This window comes from Streptomyces sp. NPDC091209 (genome assembly GCF_044757755.1).
Classification (GTDB): Bacteria; Actinomycetota; Actinomycetes; order Streptomycetales; family Streptomycetaceae; genus Streptomyces.
On record NZ_JBIVVR010000010.1, the window covers coordinates 243,789 to 267,241 of the forward strand.

Sequence of the window (23,453 nt, forward strand, 5' to 3'; positions counted from 1 at the left end):
GTCGGCGAACGGGGGCGCGCCACCCGGGCTCGACCACCCCGTACGGTTCGGCTCGCCGGCTCCTCGCGGCCGGCTGTGCCCCGCCGTGCGGTCCGGCTCCACCCTCCACCTCGCCGTGCGGCCCGGCTCGACAGCTCCGTACGGCCCGGGGCACCGGCCCGGACGGCCCGCTCGGTCCGTCCCGGGGTGTGGGCCCCGGGTGCCGGGCCGCTGAGGCACGCAGCCGGACTCGGCGCGTCGCGGGGCGCCCCGGGCCGGTGGACCAGTCGCCCGGGCCGGTGGACCAGTCGCCCGGGCCCGGCCCAGGAGACCGGGCACCCGACACCTGGCTACAGGCCCGCCAGTGCCGCCTCCGCCTTGGCCACCAGGCCGTCCGCCGCGCTGGTACGGGCCAGGGTCAGACCCTTGTTCAGCTCCATCACCGAGCGGGACACGATGCCGTACTCGATGCGGGCCGCCGCGTGTTCGTACTGGCAGGGAGAGGCTTCCAGGTAGGTGACGGCCTGGGCTGCCAGCCGGACCGCGCGCTGGCCGGTCTCGAGCGCGGCGGCGCAGCGGAGCGCTTCGCCGATCGCCGTGTCGGTGCCGAACCGCTCGGCCCGGCGGCGGGCGTCACCGGCCAGGGCGGCTGCGCGTGACGGGTCCTCGGTGGCGAGGGCTCTCGCGAGGTCGACGGCCCAGGGGGCGAGCACCGTGTTGTGGTGGCCGCGGGCCGCGGCGGCCTTCTCCGCCGCCTCCAGTTCGTTGATGCCCTCCTTGGTGCGGCCGACGGCGAGCAGCAGGCGGCCGCGTACGGAGCGGGTGTCGGGAAGGACGATGGTGGAGGGGTACGGAGGTGCGAAGCCATGGCGTTCGGCGGTCTCCGCGGCCTGTTGGACGTGCCCGCGGGCCAGCAGCGTGTCGATCAGCCCGCAGGTGGCCGACCAGTACAGGGGCAGCCCGCGTCCGACCCGCTCGGCGAGGCGCAGTGATTCACGCTGATAGTGCTCCGCGTCGGCGAGGCGGCCTCGTCTGCGGTGGGCGAGGCCGAGATACGCGTTGGCCAGGGACAGATGACCGCCGCTCCAGCCCGCCTTCACATAGGCGTGCAGGGCCTCGCTGAACAGGCTCTCGGCCCGGTCGAGCCGGTCCGCGTAGGCGTACGCGCTGCCCAGCATGAGGAGGAGTTCGACGCCCCACTCGGTGTCGGTCCAGGCGAGTCCGGGTGCGAGGCGGCCGTTGACGAGGGCCCGGTCGCAGAGCTCCACGACCTCCTCGGCGCTCTCCCCGCGGGTCATGGCATCGAAGCCGCGCAGTATGAGGAGCGCGCGCTCGGAGTTGTCGCGCCCGGTACAGGTCGTGACGAGTTCGGCGAGACCGCTGGAGTGCCCGGCGCGCTCCTCGCCCGCGTGGATGCCCTCCCACATGTAGTGCACGGCCTGGAGCCGCATCCGGGCGGGTCCCGGCTCCAGCCGCTCGGCCTCGGCTTCGACCGTGCGGACGGCCTCGTCCAACTGGTTGTTGTGGACCAGCGCTTGGGAGAGCCGGATGACCGCGTCCACCCGGTCTGCGGCTTCGAGGCCGGGCCGTTCGAGCGCGGCACGCAGATGCGCGATGGTCGTGGACGGCGCGGTCAGGAGCGTGGCGCAGCCCAGCTCGTAGAGGACCCGCGCGTGCACCTCGGGAAGCGGTGGCTCCTTCAGCGCGCGCTCCAGACAGCGCCGGGCCGCGTCCGGAGCGCCGACGGCGAGGTGTTCGCGGGCCGCCTCGCGCATCTGCTCGACGAGTTCGGGATCGTCGTCCGGATGCACTTCGAGGAGGTGGCGGGAGGCCGCGGCCGCGCCGCGTCCGGACTCGGTGACCGCCCAGGCCGCCTGACCGTGCATCGCCGTGCGCAGGGCGTCCGGGATCGATCGGTAGACCGCTGTCGCGATCAGCGGGTGCACGAACTCCAGGTCGCCGTCGGGCCCTTGGCCGTTCGCGGACCCGGCCGCGGTCAAGATGCGGGCCGCGCCGAGTAGTTCGGCGCAGCGAGAGGCCTCTTCGTCGGGCATTCCGGCGAGTTGGGCGGCGAGGTCGAGGGAGATCCCGGTGCCGAGGATGGCGGCCGCCCAGGCGAACCGGGTGGCGTCGATGCCGAGTCCTTCGAGACGGGCCACGAGCCCGCGGCCGCGGGCCGAGCGGTTCAGGTCGCGCAGTTCGGCGGCCGAGCCCTCGCTCGGCTCCAGTTCGCTGTCCTGGACCTTGGCTAGCAGTTCGACCGTCTCGTACGGGTTGCCGCCGGTGACCGCCCACACCTCACGGCAGAAGGGCGCGTCGGCGTGCTCGCCGAGTGTGGCGCGGGTGAGTCCCTCGGCGGCTGCCGGAGTCAGCGCGCTCAGGGTGGAGATCGGACGGGCCGCGGCGGCCACGGCGTCGAGCAGCCGGGCGCTCTCGCCGGTGACCCCGCCGGGCCTGCGGGCGACGACGAGGAGGACGGACAGGTCGTCGAGGCGCTCGGCGAACGCGGCGAGCCAGCGCAGGGTCTCCTGGTCGGCCCAGTGCGCGTCGTCGATGAGCAGGACGAGCGGCCAGTCCCGCTTCGCGAGCCGCCGCACCGCGGCGACCAGACCGTCGCAGACGCCCTGCGGGTCGGGCTGCCGGTCACCTGGTTCGGCTACGCCGAGGGCGGGACCGGCGATGTCGTACCAGTCGCCCAGGTATTCGCGCGCCTCCTCCGGAAGCAGCGAGACGAGGGCCGGCTGGAGTAACTGCCGTACGACGTTGAAGGGGACGGCCGTGACGGTCTCGCCGCCGCGCGCCGACCACACCGCACACCCCTTGCTCTCCGCGATCCGGCGCGTCTCGGCGAGGAGGGCGGTCTTGCCGAGCCCCGCCTCGCCGCTGAGAACCAGCAGGGTGCCCGAGGTCGCGGAGTCCGCGCCCAGGGCGGCGATCGCCTCCTCGAGGATGGCGACCTCCTCGTCGCGCTCCCACAGGGAGGCCGAGGCGACCGCTCCGGGTCGTACCTCCGTCATCCCACTACCTCCCCAGGCCGCCCAAACGACGTGACTCCAATGAGCCTAGCCTCATGGAAGCCCCGGCGGAGGGGGGACCCGGGAGCAGTTGCCGGGACGGACGACGGTGTCGCAGCGGAGACGAGGCCACCGGGCGCCCGGCAGTCCGGGGCGAATGTGATGGACAGTCAACTGCGCGGAAAATGAAGGTAATTTTCCGTCTTCGGTCGCGCCGCCGATCCGCGATCGACCGACCTCCGCGCTCCCCGGCAGGATCCGGCACGGGCGCCCCCGCGCGCGACTGTGACCTGCGCGCCCTCGGGTCCGGCATTCCCGCGGACCCTCGCCCCGCACGCCGTGGGCCACTTCGCCGAGCGATGCGCCTATCGGCGTCCACGCGGCCCGCTCTTCACCCCGGAGGACGGCGGCGAGGCCGAGGCGCACGTGTGACGTGCGCGCCCTTGGCACTGACGTTCTTCATCCGTCCGGTGGGCCGCGAAGGACGCCCACCCGTTCGCGGCCCCGACTGTCCGGCCCTGCTTCCCGATCCCGGCCGTCCGACCCCGGCCGTCCGCCCCCGGCCGTCCGCCCCCGGCCTTTCGGCACCGGCCTTCCGACCCCCCGGGGTGGCGAGCACCGGGGCCGGTCCGCGTGCCCGCCTCGCTCGGGTCGATCGCACCCCGAGCGAGGCGGGCCGCCCCTGACGACTCACCGGTCCGGGCATGCTCGCGTCAGATCCAGGCCCGCCTGTGGCAGGTCCCGGCATGCCCCCGTCAGGTCCGGGCTTGCCCGTGGCGGGCCTCCGAGCGGGCTTCGGGGGAGCCCTCTCATCCGCCTTTCACCCTGAGCTCATACGGTGGGCCCATGACGCAGGTGACTCCCCCCGGCTGGTACCCCGACCCCGGGCAGACAAGTGACGCTCCCGCCACCGAGCGCTGGTGGGACGGTAAGGCATGGACGGACCAGATCCGCCCCGTCGGGTCGGCGGCCGTATGGGGTCCCCCGGGATACCCGCCGGAGCCCGGACCGTATGCCCCGCATGCCCCTGGCGGCCCGCGGCGCGGGCTGCGCACGGGCATAGCCGTCGCGGCGGCGATCGCCGTCCTCGCGGGCATCGTCGGCGGCGTGTACGCGCTGACCACCAACGGCGGAGACGGCGGTAGCGCGGCTTCCCAGGGCCCAGCCGGGGCGAACGGCCAGGGTGGACCGGGCGGACCCGGCGGTGGCCAGGGCGGTTCGGGCGGTCCGAGCGGTGCTCCCGGCGGCTCCGGAGGCTCCGGTGGTCCCGGCGGCCGGACGCCCGCGCCCGGCGCGTCGGGTCAGCCGCAGACCGAGGCCGGCTACGCCACGGACGTCTACAACGGCATCAGCATCCCGGTTCCGGACGGCTGGACCGGCCAGAGCGGCGCGGGCACCGCCGCGGTGTCCACCAAGGACACCTACAAATGCCCCGGCGACACCTCCCAGAACTGCCAGCGCGGCGGCGCCTACTCGGCCCCGGCGACGGCGCAGAAGCTGAAGTCCACGACGGCGGAGGCGGCGGCCAAGGAGGACATCTCCAAGAACGCCACCGAGTCGTACGGCAAGGGGTACGGCTCGATCACCTCGCACACGGAGCTCGCCTCGAAGGCGGTCACGGTGGCCGGTGAGAAGGGCTATCTGGTCCGCTGGAAGGTCGTGACGAGCAAGGGCGACGACGGTTACGTCGAGTCGCTCGTCTTCCCCTCCCCCGCCGACCCCGCCTCCCTCGTCGTCGTCCGCTTCGGCGTCGACGCCGGCTCCAAGGCGCCCCAGCAGTCGATCATCGACACGATCACCAAGGGCATCAAGGTGGCGGCCGGGACCGGCGGCAACGGGCAGAACGTGTAGAACGACTCCCGCCGGGCGCGTCCTCCCCCCGTCCCGGCCCCGCCCGACACCCCGGACATGGATCGGCCGGGTGGAGCGCCCCTCCGCTCAAGGGGAACCCCACCCGGCCGGGGGGTGCGCGCCGCCCCCGTCCCCACGGTGCGGCGCGTTACAGGCCGACGTCCGGTCATCCCACGGACGGCGGCCTGAGTCTCAGGTGAGCCCGAGTGTCGGCAGCACGACGGCCTCCACGAACCGTGTGAGATACGCCGCGTCCGCGTACTGCCCCTCAAGAAGGGGGCGCACCCGCAGGACGCCGAGCATCTGGGCCGGAATGAACTCCAGCGCCGGGTGTCCGGCGGCGACCTCGCCGCGCTCGACGCCACGGCTGACCATCTGCCGCAGCTCGGCGACCTCGGGTTCGACGAGCGCGTCACGGAGCGCCTGCTGGAGCTCCTTGTCCTGCATCACGGCGTTGCCAAGGCCCTGCAGCAACTGTGTGTTGTCCCGCGCCGACCATTCGCCCGCGGCCCTGGCCGCCTCGCGCAGGTCTCCCGCGAGCGAGCCGGTGTCGATCCCGGTGAACCGCGGACAGCGGTTGTTGCGCAGCGCGGCGGCGACGAACTGGGGCTTCGTCTTCCACTGCCGGTAGAGCGTGGACTTGCTGCACCGGGTGCTGGCGGCGACGCCCTCCATGGTGAGCGCCTCGTACCCGCATTCCCGGATCTGTTCGAGCACGGCGTCGTAGAACTCCTGCTCACGCTCGGGCGTGATCTTGGAGCGGCGCGAGGCGACGACCGTCTCCGGTCCGTCCGCGGCCTGCGACGTCATGGCGCTTCTCCTCGCTCGAGCCGGCTCACACCGGTGCGGTCTTGCGCCCAGTGTAATCGATACGCAAGGGTACCGGTACGCGTCCGTATCGGTACTCTTACGTATCGGTACACTGCCGTATCGATGAGCCTCGGACAGGATCCACTCCTCCCACGCGGAGGCCGAGTGGATCCTGTCCTGGGCTCACCGCGCACCACCCGACACAAAACCGTCAGCAAGGGGGCCGGGGGATGGATTCCCGAACCGAGCCTGCAGATTCCGTAGCCGAGTCCGCATCAGAACCGGAGCCGCCCGACGCGGCCATACCCGCCGCCGCGCCGCGCGACGCGACCGCCCGGGCACAGCCACGTCCGGACCCGCGCGCGGACCCGGGTCCGCGTCCGGACGACATCGCGGCGCGCCCGCCCCTCCTGCGGGAGCTGCTGCTCGTGGTCGGGCTCTTCGTCGTCTACAAGGCCGGCCGGCTGCTGGCCACCGGCCGCACGGACGAGGCCTTCGCCAACGCGCGCCGCGTCTGGGGCTGGGAACGGTCCCTGCACCTGCCGGGCGAGGGCGCCGTACAGGGCACCCTGCTGCACAGCGACACACTCGTGCACCTCGCGAACACCTATTACGCGACCGTCCACTTCCCGGCCACCGTCGCCTTCCTGGTGTGGCTGTACCTGCGACGCCCCGCGCACTACGTCTGGGCCCGCCGGGTCCTCGCCCTGGTCACCGCCGCCGCCCTGGTCGGCCATCTCGCCTTCCCGCTCGCACCGCCGCGGCTGCTCGCCGAGGCGGGTCTCGTCGACACCGGTCAGGTCTACGGGCCCACGGTGTACGGGGCCCACCCGGCGGCCGACACCCTGGCGAACCAGTTCGCGGCGATGCCGTCGCTGCACTTCGGCTGGGCGCTGATGGTCGCGATCGGCCTGATCGCGGCGACCCGGTCGCGGCTGCGCGCGCTGTGGCTGCTGCATCCGCTGCTCACCCTGCTGGTGATCGTGGGCACCGCGAACCACTACTGGCTCGACGCGATCGTCGCGACCGCGCTGCTCTGCGTCGCCCTCGCCGTGGTCCATCCGCCGCACCGGGCGGTGACGACCGCGAAGGCCGGCCGGGGGCGCGCGTACGCCGAGGCCCCCGTGCGGGATCTGCCCGAACTCGTGGGAGCGGGGCGATGAACCCGACGCTCACCGCCGTCGTCCTGTCCCTCTTCTCCGCCGTCGCGTACGCCTCCGCGGCCGTCGCACAGGAGCGGCTGGCGGCCCGTTCTTCCGGTACGGGCACGCTGCGCCTGCTGGCCCGCGGCGCCTGGTGGTGGTCGGTGTCGCTGAACGCCGGGGCCGCGCTGCTGCACGTCGCGGCCCTCAAGTACGGAACGCTCACACTGGTCCAGCCGCTCGGGGCGCTCACCCTCGTGGCCGCCGTGCCGCTGGGCGCGCGGATCGCCGGACGGCGGGTCAGCGCGGTCGAGTGGCGCGGAACGGCGCTCACACTGATCGGCCTTGCCGCTCTGCTCGTCACCGCGTCCGGGCCCGCGCCGGACGATGTGCTGAGCCTGCCGCAGGCGTTGGCCGTCGCGGGAACGACCGCCCTGGTCATCGGCGGGCTGTCGCGCGGAGCTCGGCCGGGTCTGCGGCACGCCACGGCCTCCGGGTTCGCCTCGGGCGTGGCGTCGGCGCTCACCCAGACCGTCACCGTGGCCGCGACGGACCGCTCGAACTCGCTGCTGAGCGCCCAAGTCGTCCTGGTGGCACTGCTCGTGGCCGTCTTCGCCGCGGGCGGACTGCTGCTCTCGCAGACCGCCTACCAAGGCGGACTCGGTGCCCCGCTGGCCGTCGTGACGCTCGCCAACCCGCTGGCCGCGGCGCTGATCGGGCTGTCGCTGCTCGGCGAACGCCTCCAGGGCGGCGCGGAAGGCCTGTTGCTCGCGCTCGCGGGGGCGTCGATCGCCGGGTGGGGCGTGGTGACGCTGTCCCGCTCGGCGCCCGAGTCGGCCGCCGTCCCGATGGACGCTCCCATGGACACCCTCGTGGACGACGACCACCCGGTCGCCGCGGTGCTGGCGCTGGAGCCGGGATCGGCGGCGTACGAACCCTCGTTGGTGCCCCGGCAGCCCAACTCGGGCCATCTGACGTCACTGTAGGAACAGGCGGTTCGCGTTCGGCTGCCAACGGCGGGAACAAGCGAGAAGGGCGGTCGCGGAGAGATCCGCGACCGCCCTTCCGCACAACCGGGACCGGTCAGCCCAGTCCGCGGGAATCCTGCTTGAGCGCCGTGTCGACGGTGAGCGCCGTCGCGACGACGAGGCTCAGCAGCGGCTCGGGGAGCTGGAAGTGAATCTGCAGGACGTAGTTGTCCGCGGTGGTGAACATCGTCTTGGCGAGGCCTTCCCAGGTCTTCGTGATCCGGGCCACCTCCTTGTCGGTGTGGTCGACGATCGCGAAGTTCCAGGCACGCCAGTTCTCCGCCTTGATCGCACCGACCTTCTGGCCGTCGACGTTCATCGCGAAGTTGATCTTGCCGATCATGTTCTGCTGCACGATCTCGCCGACGGGCGAACCGTCCGGACGCGTCACGATCACCCGCGACTTGAATATCTTCGCGGGACGCGTGAGCAGCAACTGCGGCTGACCGTGCGCGTCACGGATCTCCAGCCGGTGCGTCAGGTACTGGTCGAGGTCGGAGACGAAACGCAGGATCTTCCTGAGCACGCCCTGCCCGACCTCGACGACCGAGCCGATCAGGCCGCCCTGCTGGTCCATGACCTTGTACTCGTTGGTCAGCTCGATCAGCTTGGCCTTCTGGTTCACCACCAGGACCGGCTCGGTGAACAGCGTGCCACCGCCGGCGCCGCTCGGGGCCACCCCGGCCTGCTGCTGCACCTGACGCTGGACGCGCGGGTCGGAAGCCGCAGCCTGCCGAGGAAACGCCTGCTGCGGCGGCTGGGCCTGCTGCGGTATCTGCTGGGCGGCCGGAGCCTCCTGGTCGGTCCACTGCGAGCCGTCCCAGTAACGCTGCGTCTGGGGCTTCCCGTTCGGGTCCGGATACCAACCTGCAGGAGTGTTCGAATGCGTGGTCACCGGGGCACACTACCGCGACACGCCACAACGTGGACCGGCGGTCGGGTAACCATCAGACGGTGATGAGGGCAGGGTCGCTGACGCCGGGCCGGCCATTCTCGACATGTCCGGCGAATCGCCGCAGGAAGCCCGCTTCCGTGTCGGAGACGACGGTCAGGTCGTACCAGCACTTGCTCGCCCGCAGGTCCACCGTGTGCTTCACGGTCGCGCCCGCCCGCACCCGGAGGACCTGAGACTGTCCGCCGTAGCCGTTCGTGAGCGTGAGCGTCGCCGTGGCGGAGCCCTTGTTGACGAGGGTGAGCTCCACGTCACAGCCGGTGTGGCGGGCGGTGACCTCGGGTCCCGCCGCCTTGCCGACGCCCTTGAACGTGCGCAGGAAGCCGTTCGGACCGTGCACCGTGAGGTCGTACGAGCCGCCGGAGTACGCCGAGTTCCAGGTGTCCGAGATGGTCTTGCCGGCTTCGGTGGTGTACGTCCAGGGGCCGTCGGTGCGGTTGCCGGAGGTCACGAGGAAGGCCGCGCCGGCCTTGGCGCCGGAGCCGAAGGTCAGCGTGAACTTGCCGGCCGCGGTGTCCGCCGAACCGTCCACGAGAGGCGCGTACTTGAGGGGGCGCGACGGGCGCGAACCGCGCTCCTGCCGGGGCAGGGCGGGGCTGGCCGGCGGGGTGGGCACGTAGTCGGGGTGGCGGTTGGTGTCCGGCGGCCGGTAGCCGTCGGTGTCGGGCAGCACGACCGGTTCGGTGTCCTTGTGCGCGAAGTCGAAGGCGGCCGTGAGGTCGCCGCTGATGGCGCGCCGCCAGGGCGAGATGTTGGGCTCGCGCACCCCGAACCGGGCTTCCATGAACCGGATGATCGAGGTGTGGTCGAGCGTCTCGGAGCAGACGTAACCGCCCTTGCTCCAGGGCGAGACGACGAGCATCGGCACCCGCTGGCCCAGTCCGTAGGGTCCGGCGGCACGGCTCACGTCACCCGCGTAGAGGTCCGGACCGACGTCGACGGTCGACCTGCCCTGCGCGGCGGACTGCGGCGGGAACGGCGGCACCAGGTGGTCGAAGAAGCCGTCGTTCTCGTCGTACGTGATGAACAGCGCCGTCCTGCCCCACACCTCGGGGTTCGAGGTGAGCGCGTCCAGCACCTGGGAGATGTACCAGGCGCCGTAGTTGGCGGGCCAGTTGGGGTGCTCGGTGAACGCCTCGGGAGCGGCGATCCAGGAGATCTGCGGCAGCGTCCCGCCCTGCACGTCGGCCCGGAGCTGGTCGAAGAAGCACTCGCCCTTGCGGGCGTCGGTGCCGGTGCGGGCCTTGTCGTACAGCGGTTCGCCCGGCTTGGCGTTGCGGTACTGGTTGAAGTACAGCAGCGAGTTGTCGCCGTAGTTGCCCCGGTAGGCGTCGGGGATCCAGCCCCAGGAGCCGTTCGCGTCGAGCCCGTCGCCGACGTCCTGGTAGACCTTCCAGGAGATCCCGGCCGCCTCCAGCCGCTCCGGGTACGTCGTCCAGCCGTACCCCGCCTCGTCGTTGCCGAGGACCGGGCCGCCGCCCTTGCCGTCGTTGCCCGTGTAACCCGTCCACATGTAGTAGCGGTTGGGGTCCGTGGAGCCGATGAACGAGCAGTGGTACGCGTCACAGATGGTGAACGAGTCGGCCAGCGCGTAGTGGAACGGGATGTCGTCACGCGTCAGGTAGGCCATCGTCGTCGCCGACTTGGCGGGCACCCACTTGTCGTACTTGCCCTTGTTGAACGCGGTGTGCCCGTCGCTCCAGCCGTGCGGGAGGTCCTGGATGAACGCGAGACCGAGGTCGTCCGCCTCCGGGTGGAAGGGGAGCACGTCCTTGGTGCCGTCCGACTGGTACCAGACCGACTTGGTGCCCGTCGTGGTGGCCGGGCGCGGGTCGCCGAAGCCGCGGACACCGCGCATCGAGCCGAAGTAGTGGTCGAACGAACGGTTCTCCTGCATCAGGACGACGATGTGCTCGACATCCTCGATCGTGCCCGAACGGCGGTGCGCGGGCAGAGCCGCCGCACGCTGGATGATGCCGGACAGCGTGGTGAACGCCGCTGTACCACCGGCGAGTTGGAGGAATCGACGTCGATTCACGTGAGGCATGAGTGGGTGACCTCTTGTCCTGACGGGCCTTGCGGCCGGAGGCTGATGGAACGTGCGCGAAGGGAGTGTTCCAAGCGCACCAAACGTCAGGAAAGGGCCCTGTATCCCTTGCGTGAAACTCGGCGGTACGCGAAGCGAACGGTTCCGGACGCGGCACCGGGGTCCGGGGCGACGTGACGAGACAGCGGCTCCCGATCCGCCTCGGAGCGATCCGCTCCGCAACCGCGCGTCCGCCGACGGCTCATCGGTCGGCCCACCCGTCGGAGCCCTCCACGGCGGCCGGGCCTTCGGGGCGGTCGGGCCACTGCCTCGCCAGCATCCGTCGGGCGGTACGGCGGACGTCCGGGTCGGAATCGGCCCTGGCGGCCAGGACGGCAGCCAGGGTCTCGGGGCGGTCGGGGCGGTACTGCGCCAGCGTCCACAGGGAGGCTTCGCGGGCCTCGCGGTTGGGATGGTTGGTGGTGGCCTGGAGGGTGGCGACGGCCTCCGGACGGTCGGGCCAGTACTTCCCCAGCGTCTGCAGCGCGGTCCGCCGCACAAAGGGGTCAGGGGTGGTGGTGGCCGTCTGGATGACGGCCAGGGTCTCGGGGTGGTCGGGCCAGCACTCGCCCAGCGTCTCCAGTGCGGTGAGACGCACATACGGGCTCGGGTCCATCGTGGCGGCCCGGACGGTGGCCAGAACCTCGGGGTGATCGGGCCAGTACCTCGCCAGCAGCGGCAGGCACACGACACGGGTCTCGCCCTCGGGATCGGTGACGGCCTCGTGGACGGTCGGCAGCGTCTCGGGGTGGCCGGACCAGTACTCCGCCAGCAGCGGCAGGGCCAGTTCGCGGACCTCGGCCTCGGGGTCGGTGACGGCCTCCTGAATGGCGGCCAGGGACTCGTAGCGGTCGGGCCAGTGCCTCCCCAGCGCCCGCAGGGCGGTGTGGCGAACCTCGTGGCTGGGGTCGGTCGCGGCGGTCTGGACGGCGGCCAGGGTCTCGGGGTGCTCGGGCCAGGTGTCCGCGAGATACTCCAGGAACTGGCTGCGGTCGGCAGCGTTTTGGGCGGTCGCCACGAGACCGCGGACCCGGTCCGGACTGTCTCCGAGCGGGGTGCCGGCGACATGGTCGGGCTCGGAGTCGGCCGGATCCACGGGCGGTGCCGCGGGGCCGACGTGCTCGTGGTTCCGGCGTGTCCGCGCCGCGCACCGGCCGTTCGTCTCCGTCCCGACCGGCTCGGCGGGCCGCCCGTCCCCCGCCGGGGTCCCGGCCACGGCCGCCGCGGCGGCGCCGTCCGGCACCGCCGCGTCCTCCTCCGGAGCGGCCGACGGATCCGTCACGGGGGACGCCGCGAGGACCAGCGCGGCCGCGGCCGCCCAGGTCCGCTCCGCCGCACAGGTCCGGCGCACCCGGGCGGCCTGCCCGAACGCCGCTTCCCGGTCCTCCAGCACCTCGGCGATCCGGCGGCCCCACTCCGCCGCATCCGCCTCCTCGTGACCCGTGACGGGGACGACCGTCCGGTCCGCGTCCTGTGCCGGCAGGACTTCACGCAGCAGCACGCCCAGACCACTCCGGTCGGAGACAAGCAGCGGAACCCCGGCCGTGACGGCTTCCAGTCCTGCCAGGCCGAACACCTCGGCCCGCGACGGCATCAGCACCAGGTCGGCGCTCTCCCGCTCCTGGCGCAGCCACGCCCCCTCGGTGGCGTAGTGACGCATGCTCACCTCCAACCACGCGGGCCGGGAGGCCCACTCCAGGGCCCGCTCGCGCAGACCCTCGTTCCCGTCCCCGCGCTCGCCCGGATGCGCGTCGTACAGCACCAGGTCGACGTACCTGCCGGGCGGCAGCCGGTCCAGTGCGTACGCCAGCGCCCGCGCGGCGATGTCCGTGCCCGTGGCCTGCCAGTCCTCCGGCCGGCCCACGAGCAGCACCCGCGGCAGATGCGACTCCGGCGGCTTCCACTCGGGCAGCGCCGCCCAGACCTCCGGCGCATCGGTGTCGTCGAAGCCGGGGTCGAGCCGGACCACCTCGCCCGGCTTCCGCGCGGGAAGCTCCCTGAGCAGCCAGGCGGCTAAACGCGTTCCCACCGCGAGCACATGGTCGGCCTGTGAGGCCAACTCGACCTCGAACCGGGCGTGTTCCTCCTCCGGCGCCGCCTCCTCGGTGCCGCCCCACTCCGACGCGTTCGATGCCATGTGCACCAACTGGACCAGCCGCGCCGCGGGGTAGGCGGTTCGCTTCAGTCTCAGCGCCGACGGTCCGGTGATCCGGCCGTGTCCCACGATGATGTCCGGCACGACCCCACCGGGCAGTACGGGAACATGGCCCGTCCCCGCTCCGTCGCCGGCACCGGAGACCCGCGGGAGCTCCAGCAGCGTCACACCGAGCGCCCGTGCGTCGTCCCACTGCCATTGGCCCTGCTCGCCCAGCGCCGCACAGAACACCTGCGCCCCGGCCGCGGCCAGCGCCGCGCACAGCTGCCGGTTGAACGCGCTGACCCCGCCGAGGGCCGGCGCCCACGCCGTGGTCATCACCAGAACGCGCACCGTCGTCCCCCTCGCACCGTCCGCCATCACCGATTCCCCCGTCCCGTAACCATGATCACGGAGTGCTAGCCGCCAGCCGCGAACAGGGAGAGCATGCCGATCCCGGCACCGGCGATGACCAGTGACGTGGTGAGGAAGAAGGCCAGGAACACCAGAAGGCAGCCAAGTTCCCGCTGGGCGCGGCGGTCGCCGGGCAGGGCGACCGTGGCCTTGTCCGGGCGCTCCGGCAGATAGGAGACGGTGAACAGGTCACCGGGGACGGTGGTGTCCGGAGCGGTGTCCTCGAACCGGACCTGTCGGCCGTCCCGCGTGACGAACTCGAAGAGGTGGTGCCGTCGCAAGGAGGAGGGACGCCCGCCGCCGGAGCGCCGCACCGTCTCGATTCTTATGCATCTGCCCTCGGTCCGCAGACCGTGCCGCTGCGCCCGGGTCCGCCGGCGGACCCTGTTCACCGACGTCACCGCCATGGCGATGGGGGCGAGCACGAACAGAGAAATGACGGCGGCGAACACAAACGCGATGAAGCTCATTCGAAGTTCCCTTGGTGCACATGATGCTGATGGTGCGTCAGAACGCGTGAAGCGACGCGAACGGCGGGGCGCCCGCCCCGGGACGCCGCACGCGCCGGACGGGTTCACCCGACACCGCCGCGCACCCGCGGCTCGACCGGGCCGGTCCGGATACGACCGTCCGGCCCGCGGGAAGCACGGGCCGCGCGGCCCCCTCCGCAGGAAGACGGGCACCAGGTCACTTCCGTTCCATCAGCACCACCCGTCCCGGACCGCGCCCGAAGAGGTGAGGCGACGGTGGAGCCCGCCGTACGTCAACTCGGCTATGTCGAGGCGTCGTTCGTCACGTCATGTGATGTCGCCGACAGAGGCGGTAGCAAGGCGGGCAGGAGACGGCCGGCGCGTTTCCGGTCAGCAGCCGTTGCCCTTGGGGGTGAAGTCCATGCGGGTGTGCCTGTCCGTGCCGATGGCCGCGTCGTAGGTCGTTCTGCCGACCTGGAACCAGACGTCGTCCTGTGTGGCGTCGCCGTCGAGGTCGTCCAGGCTGACGCACCAGTGTTCCGGACGGACGACGCGCGTGTAGGTCTCGGTTCCGCTGCGGACCTGCTTGCAGTTCCTGGACTGCTCGGTGGAGTACCAGGTGCGGGTGTGCCGCTTGGTGCCCGAGCCGGTGCTGGTGGTGTGTTTGACACGCCGCGTGGTCGAGGTGCACTTCCTGGTCGTCCGCGGCCGCGTGGCCCGGGTGGTCCTGGCGGCGAGGTGGCGGACCTCGTCCCGGAGCCCGAAGACGCTCGCGTCCGTCGTGGTGGCCGGGTCCGGCCGGGACTCGTCGGCAACGCCCCCGCTGTTCCGGCCACCGTCGGCCGAGTGGTCCGTGCCGTCGTGGGCGTCACCCCCGCTGCCGCACGCGCCGAGCCCGGCTATCAGTACCGCCGTCACCGCGGCCGTCACAAGTCGCTTGAACATGTCTTCCTTTGCGATCGACGGCCCGCAGCGTAACGGATCACCGGCCGAGGGCCGAACCAGCGCCGCCCAGGAGGAAACGCGGGTTCCGGCGACCGCTCGCCGGCCTCACGGCACGCTGACCTCCGGGCCGGCGTGGATGCTGCCGCCGCCCAGGGGTGTCGCGTCCGAAGCATCGGCCGGGAGGCGCCGTACGGCCGGGACACAGAGCAGTGCGAGGGCGGCGGGGACCGCGATGAGGCTCATCGCGTAGAGCGTGGGCCGCACGCCGAGGGACTCGGACAGCGGACCGGCGAGCACAAGACCCAGCGGCATGAGTCCCGTCGACAGCAGATAGTCGTACGAACTCACGCGGGACAGGGCGGATTCGGGAATGTGCGTCTGGAGCGCGGTTTCCCAGATGACGAAGAAGAGGGAGACGGCGACACCGGTCACCGCTTCAAGAATCGCTATCAGAGCGAGCGGCGCGCCGGACCCGATGATGAGCGCCTGACAGGAGCCCACGGCGAGCGCCGCGGCGGCCAGCGCCATGGGACGGCCGACCTTGAGCCGGTAGGCGCACACATCTCCGACGACGGAGCCGATGCCGAAGCCCACGGTCACGACCGACCAGCTTGCCGCACCACCCCACTGGTCCTCCGCCAGGACAGGCCCCAGCACGAACACGGACGGCAGTACGACGACGTGGTAGACCGCAATGGCGGCCATGCCGGACCACACCCACGTCCGGCCGCGCACCTGCGCCCAGCCGGCGCGCAGTTCGCCGAGGAAGCTTCCTCCGGGGGTGCCCCCCATCGCCTCGGGTGCCGTGCCGCGGGGTCTCAGCCGGGCCAGGAACGCGGCACTCACCGCGAAGGTCAGGGCGTCCGCCGCCAGGGCGCCGCCGGGGCCGGCCGACGCGACCAGCACCCCGGCCAGGGCCGGACCGACGACCAGCCCGGACGACTGGACGAACCCGCGCAGGGCGTTCGCCTCGCGCAATCGGTCAGCCCCGACGACCAGGGGGATCAGTCCTGTGGCCGCGGGCATGAAGAACGCGTCCGCCGTGCCGAACACGATCATCAGCAGCACAAGATGCGACACCTCGGCAACACCGGTCAGCAGCAGGACCGCGGCGAGCCCCTGCACGACGAACCGCACGAGGTCCGAGACGAGCATGATGCGGTGCCGCTGGAACCGGTCCGCCCAGACCCCGCCCACCAGGGCGAACAGCAGCATGGGCAGGACCCCCGCCGCCGCCAGCAGCCCCACGTCGGAGGCGGACCCGCCCACCGAGAGCACGGCGAAGGGTACCGCCACGAACGACATACGATCGCCCACCACCGACAGGGACTGCCCGACGAACAGGCGGGCGAACTGCGGCTCGTCACGCAGCACGCCAGGAACCAGGGACTTCACGCGGTGACCGATCAGGAAAAGGAGAAAGAGGACTGCGGCGCCCGATGGTAAGCAGCGCCGCCCTCGGCGGTCACCTGGATTCCCGGGCCGGAGGCCGTTCCGGCCGGCTTACCGCAAGGCAGGGCACCTGAAGCCTGGCCCCGGCCGCGTACGGCCGCCCCACGGCATCGTCGGCGTGGTCGGCGTCGTCCAGGTCAGCCGCAGGACAGCAGGCCCGCTTTCTGCTTGGCGTCGAGGACGCGATGGACGCTCTGTTCCACTTGCCCGCGGAAGGTCGCGCTCTGCGCCATCCGAGCCCGTACCGCATTGGTCATGGCCGGGATCAGATTCGGTTCGACGGTCAGAACCACGTCACCGCCGGCCGACAGGAACTTGACCGCGCGGTCGCCCGGGGACACGGCCTTGACCGCCACCGCGATGCCGAGGTCGTCCGACACGACCACGCCCTTGAAACCCAGATCCTTGCGCAGCAGTGTCTGGATCACCGTCGGGGAGAACGCGGCCCGGTTCTTCGGGTCGATCTTGCTGTAGGTGGCGGAGGAGATCATGACGAAGGGCGCCCCGGCCTGGATGCCGGACTTGAACGGTGCGATGCTCGAACTCTTGCTCGTCGTCACGGTGTCCACGACGTTGGCCGTGGTGTCGGTGTTACCACGGACGTTGCCGAGTCCGGGGAAGTGCTTGAGCGTGGCCAGCACCCCGGACTGGGCGGAGCCCACGAGGAACGCGTCGCTGTGGGGAGCCACCGTCGCAGCGGTATGACCGAACTCGCGGTTGTACCGACCGATCGGAGCGTTGGCCGTTCCCAGACTCGCCGGTACGACATCCGCGACGGGCGCGAGGTTCAGGTTCACGCCGGCCGACTTGAGCTCCTTGGCCCACACGGCGGCTTCACCGCGCAGTTTCTCCGTCGTCCAGCTTCCCTGCGTCAGGGCGCTCGGGATGGTCGAGAACCCGGGGCCGGACAGCACCTGCACCTGTCCGCCCTCCTGGTCGGTCGAGACCAGGAGGCCCACACGATGTCCTGCCGCGCTGTCCGCCTTCGCCTGAAGGCTGTCGACCAGGGTCTTCGTCGCCTTCGTCCCGGCCTTGCTCCGCCCGGCCAGGAACACCGAGCCGACGTGGTACTGGCGCATGAGCTGGATCCGCTTGCTGTCGGGAGCCGACGGCGTGACCGATCCCATGAAGAGCTGACCGACCCGCTGGGGGACGGTCATCCCCCTGAACGTCCTGTCGGCGCACGTCGGCACCGCGAATCTGGTGCTCGCGGCGGACGTGCTGATCGTGGCGGCCTGAGAGACCTCCACACCGCCCACTCCGGCCGCCGCCAACGACAGAGCCAGCGAGGACGCGAGCCAGACGGAACGACTGCTGCTGGAACGGTGGCCGGGCGACGGGTGCGATGCCATGGAGCTACTCCGGGTGTGCCTGCTGCGGGCCGTTCGTGTCGTGAGCGGGTAGTCGGTACCCGATTTCAGGGTACCCGCACACATGTCCCTTGGCCCGGGCCTGTACCGGCGGGGATGCCGAACCGGTCCGGCGGATCAGCGGACACGCACGAGTCCGGACCTGTCGTAGGTCGCGGTCGGCAAGCCGTCCATCGGACCGTAGCGGCGCAGCACGAACCGGACTCCGGCCTCCGGCGCCGGAGGCCGGTTCCGGAGCCGGCCGGGGCTCGGCCGCGCCGCTGATCACCACCAGCGAGATCGCCACCCGCGCCGGCCGGACCCCGCTCGCCGGGTCCACACCGGCGTCGTCACCGGCGTGGACCCGGCGCGGACAGGTTCGGCACCCCTCAGAGCTGCGCGGCCGGCTCCAGGGCCTCGACGGCCGCTGCCGCGGCGGCGGAGTCCTGCCCGTAGAAGATGTCGATGTCGACCTCCTCGCCGCCCATGGTGAGCGTGTCCCAGGCACCGCTGAGGACCAGCATGCGCAGCGTGCCGCTCTCCAGGGTCCCCAGCCGTTCCAGGATGGCCTCGTCGTCCGGCAGTCCGGACATGCGCTTCTCCAGCCGGGAGCGGATCCCGCGCAGCCGCTCCAGCAGCGTCGCGGTGTCGGCCTCGCGGTCCGGCTCCTCGGCGATCCCGTCGATGCCGTGCGCGATGATGTCCTTGATGGCCCAGGTGGCACCCTGGTCGTCGGTGGTCACCATCGCCTTCCACGCGCGGCTCTTGTGGCGGTACTGGAGCATCGACATGGCGGCCTCGTGGCGCAGGAAGTCCGCGTCCCGGAAGGGTTTCCCGTTCCACGCCCCGTTCAGCGACCGTGCGAGCGAGATCGCCGAGGCCAGGCCGCTGTTGAGCCCCCGCCCCGGCCAGAAGTGGATGGCGTTGGCGGCATCGCCCAGCAAAAAGCCGTACGTACCCGTTGAGTTGGCCGTTGGTGGCAGCAACTCAGCGGTGAAACGGGGGCGTTGCACCATGTCCAGCCGGAAGGAGGTGACCGCGCTCAGTTCGTCGGGCTCGACGCCGAACAGGCGCAGCCCTTCGCCCACCCGCTTCCACAGGGCCGAGCCCTTGATGAGGGCCGGCAGGAACAGGGTGCTGTGCGTGGAGCACTGGAAGTCGCCGTGCTCGTCGCGCCCCATCAGGCAGGGACGAGAGGCGATGCACTCCTCGAAGACGCGGCGGACCGGATCGATGCCGACGACCTCCGCGGCCTCCGCGTCCGTCAGGCGCATGTTGAGGAAGCCCTCGCCACGCAGGGAGTTCAGCAGGAACCGGTTCTGCCCGACGGTCAGCAGGACCGCCATGGGGTCGGCCAGAGCCGACTTCACGCGCAGTCCGAGGATGACGTCCTGGAGGTGACGGTCGTTCAGCGAGTAGATGGACTCGTCCGCTTTGCCGAACTTGGCGGCGAAGTGCTCACGGGTGTGAGACCGCCCGCCGTCACAGATCGCCAGTACGTGCTGGGTGGTCAGGGCGTCCTGTTGCTCGTCGATGCTGAACCGGGCGGGGACGAGTCGGATCCGGCCCGACTTCTCGTTGGCCACCTCCAGAAGCCGGTCCTCGATGTAGGCGATGCGCATGTTGCGCGGGTGGTGATCGCCGATCGAGTCGGGGCCGGAGGGCCACATCTCCGTGTAGTGGTCCGGGTCGAAGAGCCGGGCCTGCGTCTCCTCGGGCAGGCTGAGGTACTGCCGACTCTGTACGGTCACGACCTGTTGGCGCCGCACATTGCCCTGGCTCAGGTCCTTCCAGACGATCCGGCGCCCCTGCTTGCGCCAACGGCCGTCGTAGACGGTGATGTCCACCTGGGCGCCGAGAAAGTGCTCCAGCAGGAGGGCGAGTGACAGGCCGACGGGGCCTCCGCCCGCGATGGTGACCCGCAGCACCGGACCGCGTTCGATCTCCTCGTCACCGTGGGTCAGGGACCTCGGCAAGGAGAGTGCCATGATCGTCTCCATGGCGTCCGCGACCTCGAACCGGAACTCCTGGTCGCCGATGGTGATGTCGTCCCCGGGCTCGAGGAGCCGGGAGTCGATCTCCTCCCCGTTCACCGCCGTGCCATTGCTGCTGCCGCAGTCGCGCAGAACGTAGCCCTGGGTGTCATCGAGGACGATCTCCGCGTGGAAGCGCGAGACGCTCAGGCTGGAGACGACGACGGTGTTCTCGGGATTACGTCCGAAGGTGACCCGGGTGCCGATCACCGGTATGCGTTCTCCGGCCAGTATTCCTTCGCGTCCAACAAGCACCGGTGCCACGGGACTTCCTTCCGAGGATGACGACATTGCTGCTGTCGCGGTGCCACCGGATCGCACCGCTGCGCGGGTGTGGCCGGGCAGCGTGTGACGGGTACGACGGAGCGACATCCGCTCGACGTTTGTGAACGGTTGATGGTGCAGTTCTGACAACGGCGTAGAGTCGCTTGACCGGTACGGATGACCCATCATGCCCGATTCCGAGGCCGTTCGGGAGAGGGCTTCCGGCGACGGTCGCCCGCCAGGTACACGTGACGCCGCGCCCCCCATCGCGTGCCCGCCCGGTTCCCGGTCGCGCAGGCGGCCCGGTGCGAGTGAATCCGCCGACCGGTGCGTCGGCTCCGGGGACTTCCCCGGGCGGCAATCCCGGCGATCTGCTCAACCACCCCGTCGGCGCTGGTTGTCCATCCTCGGGTCGCCGACAGCTGCCCGGGTCCGGGCCGTGCGGCTTACAGAGTCGAAGTGTGCGCCTCCGTCATGCGAAGCCGCCTCCTTGTGCGGTGCACGGTCCGTCACCCCGGATCGCGGTGGTCACCGTGCTTCGCACCGCCTGCCCAAGAACCACGCAGGGCACGGACATACCCGCGCGGCATCATGTCCAGGCGTCGCCCGGGTACGCGGAACGGACGACTGCCGGACGTCCGCCGGACCCGGTCGAGGACTATGCTGCCGTACGGGCGTCCCAGACCCTGGCGGCTTGTCGTTGCTCGACACAGATGGCTGCGGGGAGCGGACTCTTCGTCCGTGACCCGGCGCATCCCTGGAGGGAACTGGGCGGGTCCGGTGTGCTGTCGCACCGGCTGTCGGACCGGCCGTTGCTCCGCCTCCGCCGAACGTATGCCCTGCCGGCAGCGCGCCATGGGGGCCCGGATCCCCGGCGTCACCGCGTCCACTGCCGGATGGTCCACCGAACCGAGGCATCATGCCCCGACCGCAGCTCACCGTCTGCCGCCATGACCGGGGGAAGCAGGTACTGATCACCCTGGCCGGTGAGATCGACCTGGAATCGGCCCCGCTGGTACGCACGGCACTGGCGCGATTTCTGAGCGACGGCATCCGCACCATCGACATCGACCTCACCCCTGTCACCTTCTGCGACTGCACCGGCCTCAACGTCTTCCTCCACGCCGCGCAGCGGACCACCGAGGCCGGCGGGACCCTGCGGCTGCACCACCCGCCACCGACACTGGAGCTGATCCTCGACCTCACCGGCTCCGGGTTCCTGCTCCTCGACGCTCCGCTCGGGCAGCCGTCACCTCCGCTCGGGGATGTCCCGGCTCCGACCGCCCGGATCCCGCGGCGCCGGGCTGTTCCGCTCGCCTCGGTGCTCTCGGGTGATGCGCGGTGACGGCCCGGGCGGGGCGGCGGCGGCCACCAAAGCCCGGGCCGGCACTTTCTGAACCGTTTCACCGCCGCCATCCGGCGGCCGGGCTTCGCCATGGTGATCGCGGAGACGGACGGCCTGGTGGGATGTGCTTTCGGATTCCCGGTGCGCAACCGCCTTCGGAGGGCATCGGATGACGGCAACGACGCCACAAGCAGTCGGCTGAGCACGGTCGGTGGCTGTCGGCCCGAGAGAGGCCATAGGAGAGCACGGTTGATGCGACGCCCAGGAAAAGTACGAGCCGCGCCACCCGCAGTAACATGGACGGTGGGTTGGCTCACTCTCACGTGCAGCCGCCCGGAAGGGCGACTCCGGCGTGTTTGCGCCGGAGTCGTTGCGTGTGTGCGCCGGAGTCGTTGCCGGAGCCGAACCGGCGGTCCCGACCGGGCCGCGACCGTCCGCTGCGCGGCTCGCGACGACGGGCGTCCCGCCCAAGAGGGACAGCGCATGATCCGGTCAGCCGAGATCCGCGAGTGGCGCACCCCTCACAAGGACCGTCGGCCGCACGACGGGGGCGCGGCGCTTCCGGGGACGAACGGGCGCTTCACCCCGGGCTGTGTTCCGCCGGCGAAGCCCAGAAGCCGCGTCCGGTCGACCCTGGAACCCTGATCGGGTGCGGGGTTGGCGGGAGCACTCGGCCTGGGCCGGGCGCCGGCGAGCAGTTGAGGAGCGGGCTCGTGTGCTCAGTGTGCCCGGTGTGCCTCGAACGGACGCGGTTTCCGTGCCGAGCCGGCCAAGGCGATCTCCGCGAGCCCGGTGTGGCCGAAAGCCCCCCGCAAAACCTCTTGTTGCCAGGCCGGTTCACCGGTCACCCGCGGCGTTCGGCCGTTTCACCGGTCACTCGCGGTGTTCGTGGTCCCGGCGGTCCTCGCGCCTCCAACGCGCCCGGTTCTGACGGCTGTAGCGGCGGTCCCAGCGGTTCTGGCGGTCCCGGCGCTCCTCGTAGTCCCGGTAGCCGTTGCGATCGGAACCGTCGCCACGGATCCAGCCTCCCCCGCGATCGCGGCCGTAGCGGGTGGCGCCGAAGAACAACACGGCCGCGGCCACCCACCAGAGGGGATTGAGAAATCCTAGGCCGAACAGGACGACGATCGGCACGAGAAGCAGAACGAACACGGCGGGCCTCCCCGGAGCGGAACGAACCATCACTGCCGGGGGCCAGGGCCTGTTCACACAGCCTAGCCCTTCCACGTGGTTGCGGATAGCGCACCGTGTCCGCGGTGTCCGACGGAAGCGGTCGGAAGCGGATGGCCACTTGACGTCTGTCCGGGGAGTACGGCGAGGGCTAACGTGCATGGTTAGGCCCCAGCCCCCGGCAGCGTCGATCACCTGTCGCGCTCCCTCGGGGGCGCACCTCACGCATCAGTGCCGGACTCCGTCCCGTCAACCAACGGGCCGTTCCAGCACGCGCCGTCGCTACGGCCCCTGGCAGCTTCGATGCGCCCCGGGCGGGCACCCTCGTGCTGTCCGCCGCGTCGCACGCATACCACCGCAGGCGGTACACATGTACGCGCTGATCGTTCCGGCTTCGACCCCCTTCGTCCTGCTCGCTGCCGTGATGGGCCTGTCCTGGTGGGAGGACCGCATCCTGCCGGCGCCGTCGGCCGAGCCGGCGAACGCTCCCGCCGAGGCTCTGTTCGCCCCAGCGGCCCCTGCCCAGCCCGCGGAACTCCCGCTTGTCGAGACCACGTTGACCAGGGAAGTGAGGTAGCCGGGCGTCTACCGACGGTACGGCGTGGGCCATGCCGCTCCGGATCATCCGGACGGCTCATTCCGCCTTCCGATTCGCCCGGACTCCGCGGAAGTCAGAATTTCCCCCGATCCGGAGGACCGGCATCGGTCCTGTCGATACCTGCCACCCGGCAGGACCCGGTCACCGACGCGGACCGACGAACCACGGCTCCCGTTCAGGCAGTTCCGGGAGATCTCCCGCGAGCGCGGGCAGGTGAGGCTTCTTCGGCGGAGCGGACGGTACAACGGGAGACGGCCCGGCTGACGGTGTCTCACCCGCGTTCAACGCCCCGGCACGGCATGGAAGCCGCCCGATCACCGCCGTGTACATCGTGGTGCCCCTCTCCGGGCCAACCAGGAGACCTGCCTCGGGACTATGCTGCGTACGGACGTCCCAGACCCCGGCGGGCCACCACTG

General features: G+C 71.4%; 16 protein-coding genes. 5 read left to right on the forward strand and 11 right to left on the reverse strand.

All coding sequences use genetic code 11. The features are described 5' to 3' along the window. Positions 1 to 329 precede the first annotated feature (329 nt). A complete protein-coding gene (locus tag ACIQRL_RS28335; protein ID WP_401336840.1) occupies positions 330 to 2,996 on the reverse strand; it encodes an ATP-binding protein in 2,667 nt (888 codons plus the stop codon). Between the two features lie 843 nt (positions 2,997 to 3,839). Between ACIQRL_RS28335 and ACIQRL_RS28340 the strand changes: the two genes are divergently transcribed. Beyond that, positions 3,840 to 4,844 carry a DUF2510 domain-containing protein gene (locus tag ACIQRL_RS28340; protein WP_401336842.1) on the forward strand — a complete coding sequence of 335 codons (1,005 nt, stop codon included), beginning with the start codon at positions 3,840 to 3,842 and terminating at the stop codon, positions 4,842 to 4,844. Positions 4,845 to 5,036: 192 nt separating this feature from the next. On the opposite strand, the gene ACIQRL_RS28345 is transcribed toward ACIQRL_RS28340, so the two are convergent. Continuing rightward, positions 5,037 to 5,654 (reverse strand): TetR/AcrR family transcriptional regulator, encoded by a 618-nt coding sequence (locus ACIQRL_RS28345; RefSeq protein ID WP_401336844.1) that lies wholly within the window; start codon positions 5,652 to 5,654, stop codon positions 5,037 to 5,039. 230 nt (positions 5,655 to 5,884) lie between these two features. Here ACIQRL_RS28345 and ACIQRL_RS28350 point away from each other — a divergent pair, with 230 nt between their 5' ends. Further along, positions 5,885 to 6,817 (forward strand): phosphatase PAP2 family protein, encoded by a 933-nt coding sequence (locus ACIQRL_RS28350; RefSeq protein WP_401336846.1) that lies wholly within the window; start codon positions 5,885 to 5,887, stop codon positions 6,815 to 6,817. Then, on the forward strand, positions 6,814 to 7,782 hold the full coding sequence (locus tag ACIQRL_RS28355; protein ID WP_401336848.1) for a hypothetical protein: 969 nt from the start codon (positions 6,814 to 6,816) through the stop codon (positions 7,780 to 7,782). The genes ACIQRL_RS28350 and ACIQRL_RS28355 overlap by 4 nt, the downstream gene beginning before the upstream one ends. A 97-nt stretch (positions 7,783 to 7,879) precedes the next feature. Here the strand turns inward: ACIQRL_RS28355 and ACIQRL_RS28360 are convergent, their stop codons facing one another. From ACIQRL_RS28360 to ACIQRL_RS28395, 8 genes are all read right to left on the reverse strand, one after another. After that, positions 7,880 to 8,719, reverse strand: a complete 840-nt coding sequence (locus ACIQRL_RS28360) for a phospholipid scramblase-related protein (protein WP_401336849.1) — start codon at positions 8,717 to 8,719, stop codon at positions 7,880 to 7,882. A gap of 52 nt (positions 8,720 to 8,771) precedes the next feature. Further along, positions 8,772 to 10,823, reverse strand: a complete 2,052-nt coding sequence (locus ACIQRL_RS28365) for a phosphocholine-specific phospholipase C (protein ID WP_401336851.1) — start codon at positions 10,821 to 10,823, stop codon at positions 8,772 to 8,774. A 241-nt stretch (positions 10,824 to 11,064) separates the two neighbouring features. Further along, positions 11,065 to 13,350, reverse strand: a complete 2,286-nt coding sequence (locus ACIQRL_RS28370; RefSeq protein WP_401336853.1) for a HEAT repeat domain-containing protein — start codon at positions 13,348 to 13,350, stop codon at positions 11,065 to 11,067. 65 nt (positions 13,351 to 13,415) lie between these two features. Then, entirely contained in the window at positions 13,416 to 13,880 is a 465-nt protein-coding gene (locus ACIQRL_RS28375) for a DUF3592 domain-containing protein (protein ID WP_401336855.1), read from the reverse strand. Positions 13,881 to 14,270: 390 nt separating this feature from the next. Next, positions 14,271 to 14,825 carry a hypothetical protein gene (locus tag ACIQRL_RS28380; protein ID WP_401336856.1) on the reverse strand — a complete coding sequence of 185 codons (555 nt, stop codon included), beginning with the start codon at positions 14,823 to 14,825 and terminating at the stop codon, positions 14,271 to 14,273. A gap of 105 nt (positions 14,826 to 14,930) precedes the next feature. After that, on the reverse strand, positions 14,931 to 16,220 hold the full coding sequence (locus tag ACIQRL_RS28385; RefSeq protein WP_401336858.1) for an MFS transporter: 1,290 nt from the start codon (positions 16,218 to 16,220) through the stop codon (positions 14,931 to 14,933). 194 nt (positions 16,221 to 16,414) lie between these two features. Next, positions 16,415 to 17,629 (reverse strand): glycoside hydrolase family 3 N-terminal domain-containing protein, encoded by a 1,215-nt coding sequence (locus tag ACIQRL_RS28390; RefSeq protein WP_401336860.1) that lies wholly within the window; start codon positions 17,627 to 17,629, stop codon positions 16,415 to 16,417. A gap of 386 nt (positions 17,630 to 18,015) precedes the next feature. After that, on the reverse strand, positions 18,016 to 19,923 hold the full coding sequence (locus tag ACIQRL_RS28395) for an FHA domain-containing protein (RefSeq protein ID WP_401336862.1): 1,908 nt from the start codon (positions 19,921 to 19,923) through the stop codon (positions 18,016 to 18,018). 919 nt (positions 19,924 to 20,842) lie between these two features. Here ACIQRL_RS28395 and ACIQRL_RS28400 point away from each other — a divergent pair. Then, a complete protein-coding gene (locus tag ACIQRL_RS28400) occupies positions 20,843 to 21,268 on the forward strand; it encodes an STAS domain-containing protein (RefSeq protein ID WP_401336864.1) in 426 nt (141 codons plus the stop codon). A gap of 873 nt (positions 21,269 to 22,141) precedes the next feature. Here the strand turns inward: ACIQRL_RS28400 and ACIQRL_RS28405 are convergent. Continuing rightward, on the reverse strand, positions 22,142 to 22,420 hold the full coding sequence (locus tag ACIQRL_RS28405; RefSeq protein WP_401336865.1) for a hypothetical protein: 279 nt from the start codon (positions 22,418 to 22,420) through the stop codon (positions 22,142 to 22,144). 388 nt (positions 22,421 to 22,808) lie between these two features. Here ACIQRL_RS28405 and ACIQRL_RS28410 point away from each other — a divergent pair, with 388 nt between their 5' ends. Then, positions 22,809 to 23,015: a hypothetical protein gene (locus ACIQRL_RS28410; protein WP_401336867.1), complete on the forward strand. Its 207-nt coding sequence runs from the start codon at positions 22,809 to 22,811 to the stop codon at positions 23,013 to 23,015. Positions 23,016 to 23,453 lie beyond the last annotated feature (438 nt).

What these genes read in the sequence shown, in the direction of transcription:
- ACIQRL_RS28335 (WP_401336840.1), bottom strand. Translation starts at nt 2,996, where the DNA reads ATGACGGAGGTACGACCCGGAGCGGTCGCCTCGGCCTCCCTGTGGGAG.
- ACIQRL_RS28340 (WP_401336842.1), top strand. Translation starts at nt 3,840, where the DNA reads ATGACGCAGGTGACTCCCCCCGGCTGGTACCCCGACCCCGGGCAGACA.
- ACIQRL_RS28345 (WP_401336844.1), bottom strand. Translation starts at nt 5,654, where the DNA reads ATGACGTCGCAGGCCGCGGACGGACCGGAGACGGTCGTCGCCTCGCGC.
- ACIQRL_RS28350 (WP_401336846.1), top strand. Translation starts at nt 5,885, where the DNA reads ATGGATTCCCGAACCGAGCCTGCAGATTCCGTAGCCGAGTCCGCATCA.
- ACIQRL_RS28355 (WP_401336848.1), top strand. Translation starts at nt 6,814, where the DNA reads ATGAACCCGACGCTCACCGCCGTCGTCCTGTCCCTCTTCTCCGCCGTC.
- ACIQRL_RS28365 (WP_401336851.1), bottom strand. Translation starts at nt 10,823, where the DNA reads ATGCCTCACGTGAATCGACGTCGATTCCTCCAACTCGCCGGTGGTACA.
- ACIQRL_RS28375 (WP_401336855.1), bottom strand. Translation starts at nt 13,880, where the DNA reads ATGAGCTTCATCGCGTTTGTGTTCGCCGCCGTCATTTCTCTGTTCGTG.
- ACIQRL_RS28380 (WP_401336856.1), bottom strand. Translation starts at nt 14,825, where the DNA reads ATGTTCAAGCGACTTGTGACGGCCGCGGTGACGGCGGTACTGATAGCC.
- ACIQRL_RS28390 (WP_401336860.1), bottom strand. Translation starts at nt 17,629, where the DNA reads ATGGCATCGCACCCGTCGCCCGGCCACCGTTCCAGCAGCAGTCGTTCC.
- ACIQRL_RS28400 (WP_401336864.1), top strand. Translation starts at nt 20,843, where the DNA reads ATGCCCCGACCGCAGCTCACCGTCTGCCGCCATGACCGGGGGAAGCAG.
- ACIQRL_RS28410 (WP_401336867.1), top strand. Translation starts at nt 22,809, where the DNA reads ATGTACGCGCTGATCGTTCCGGCTTCGACCCCCTTCGTCCTGCTCGCT.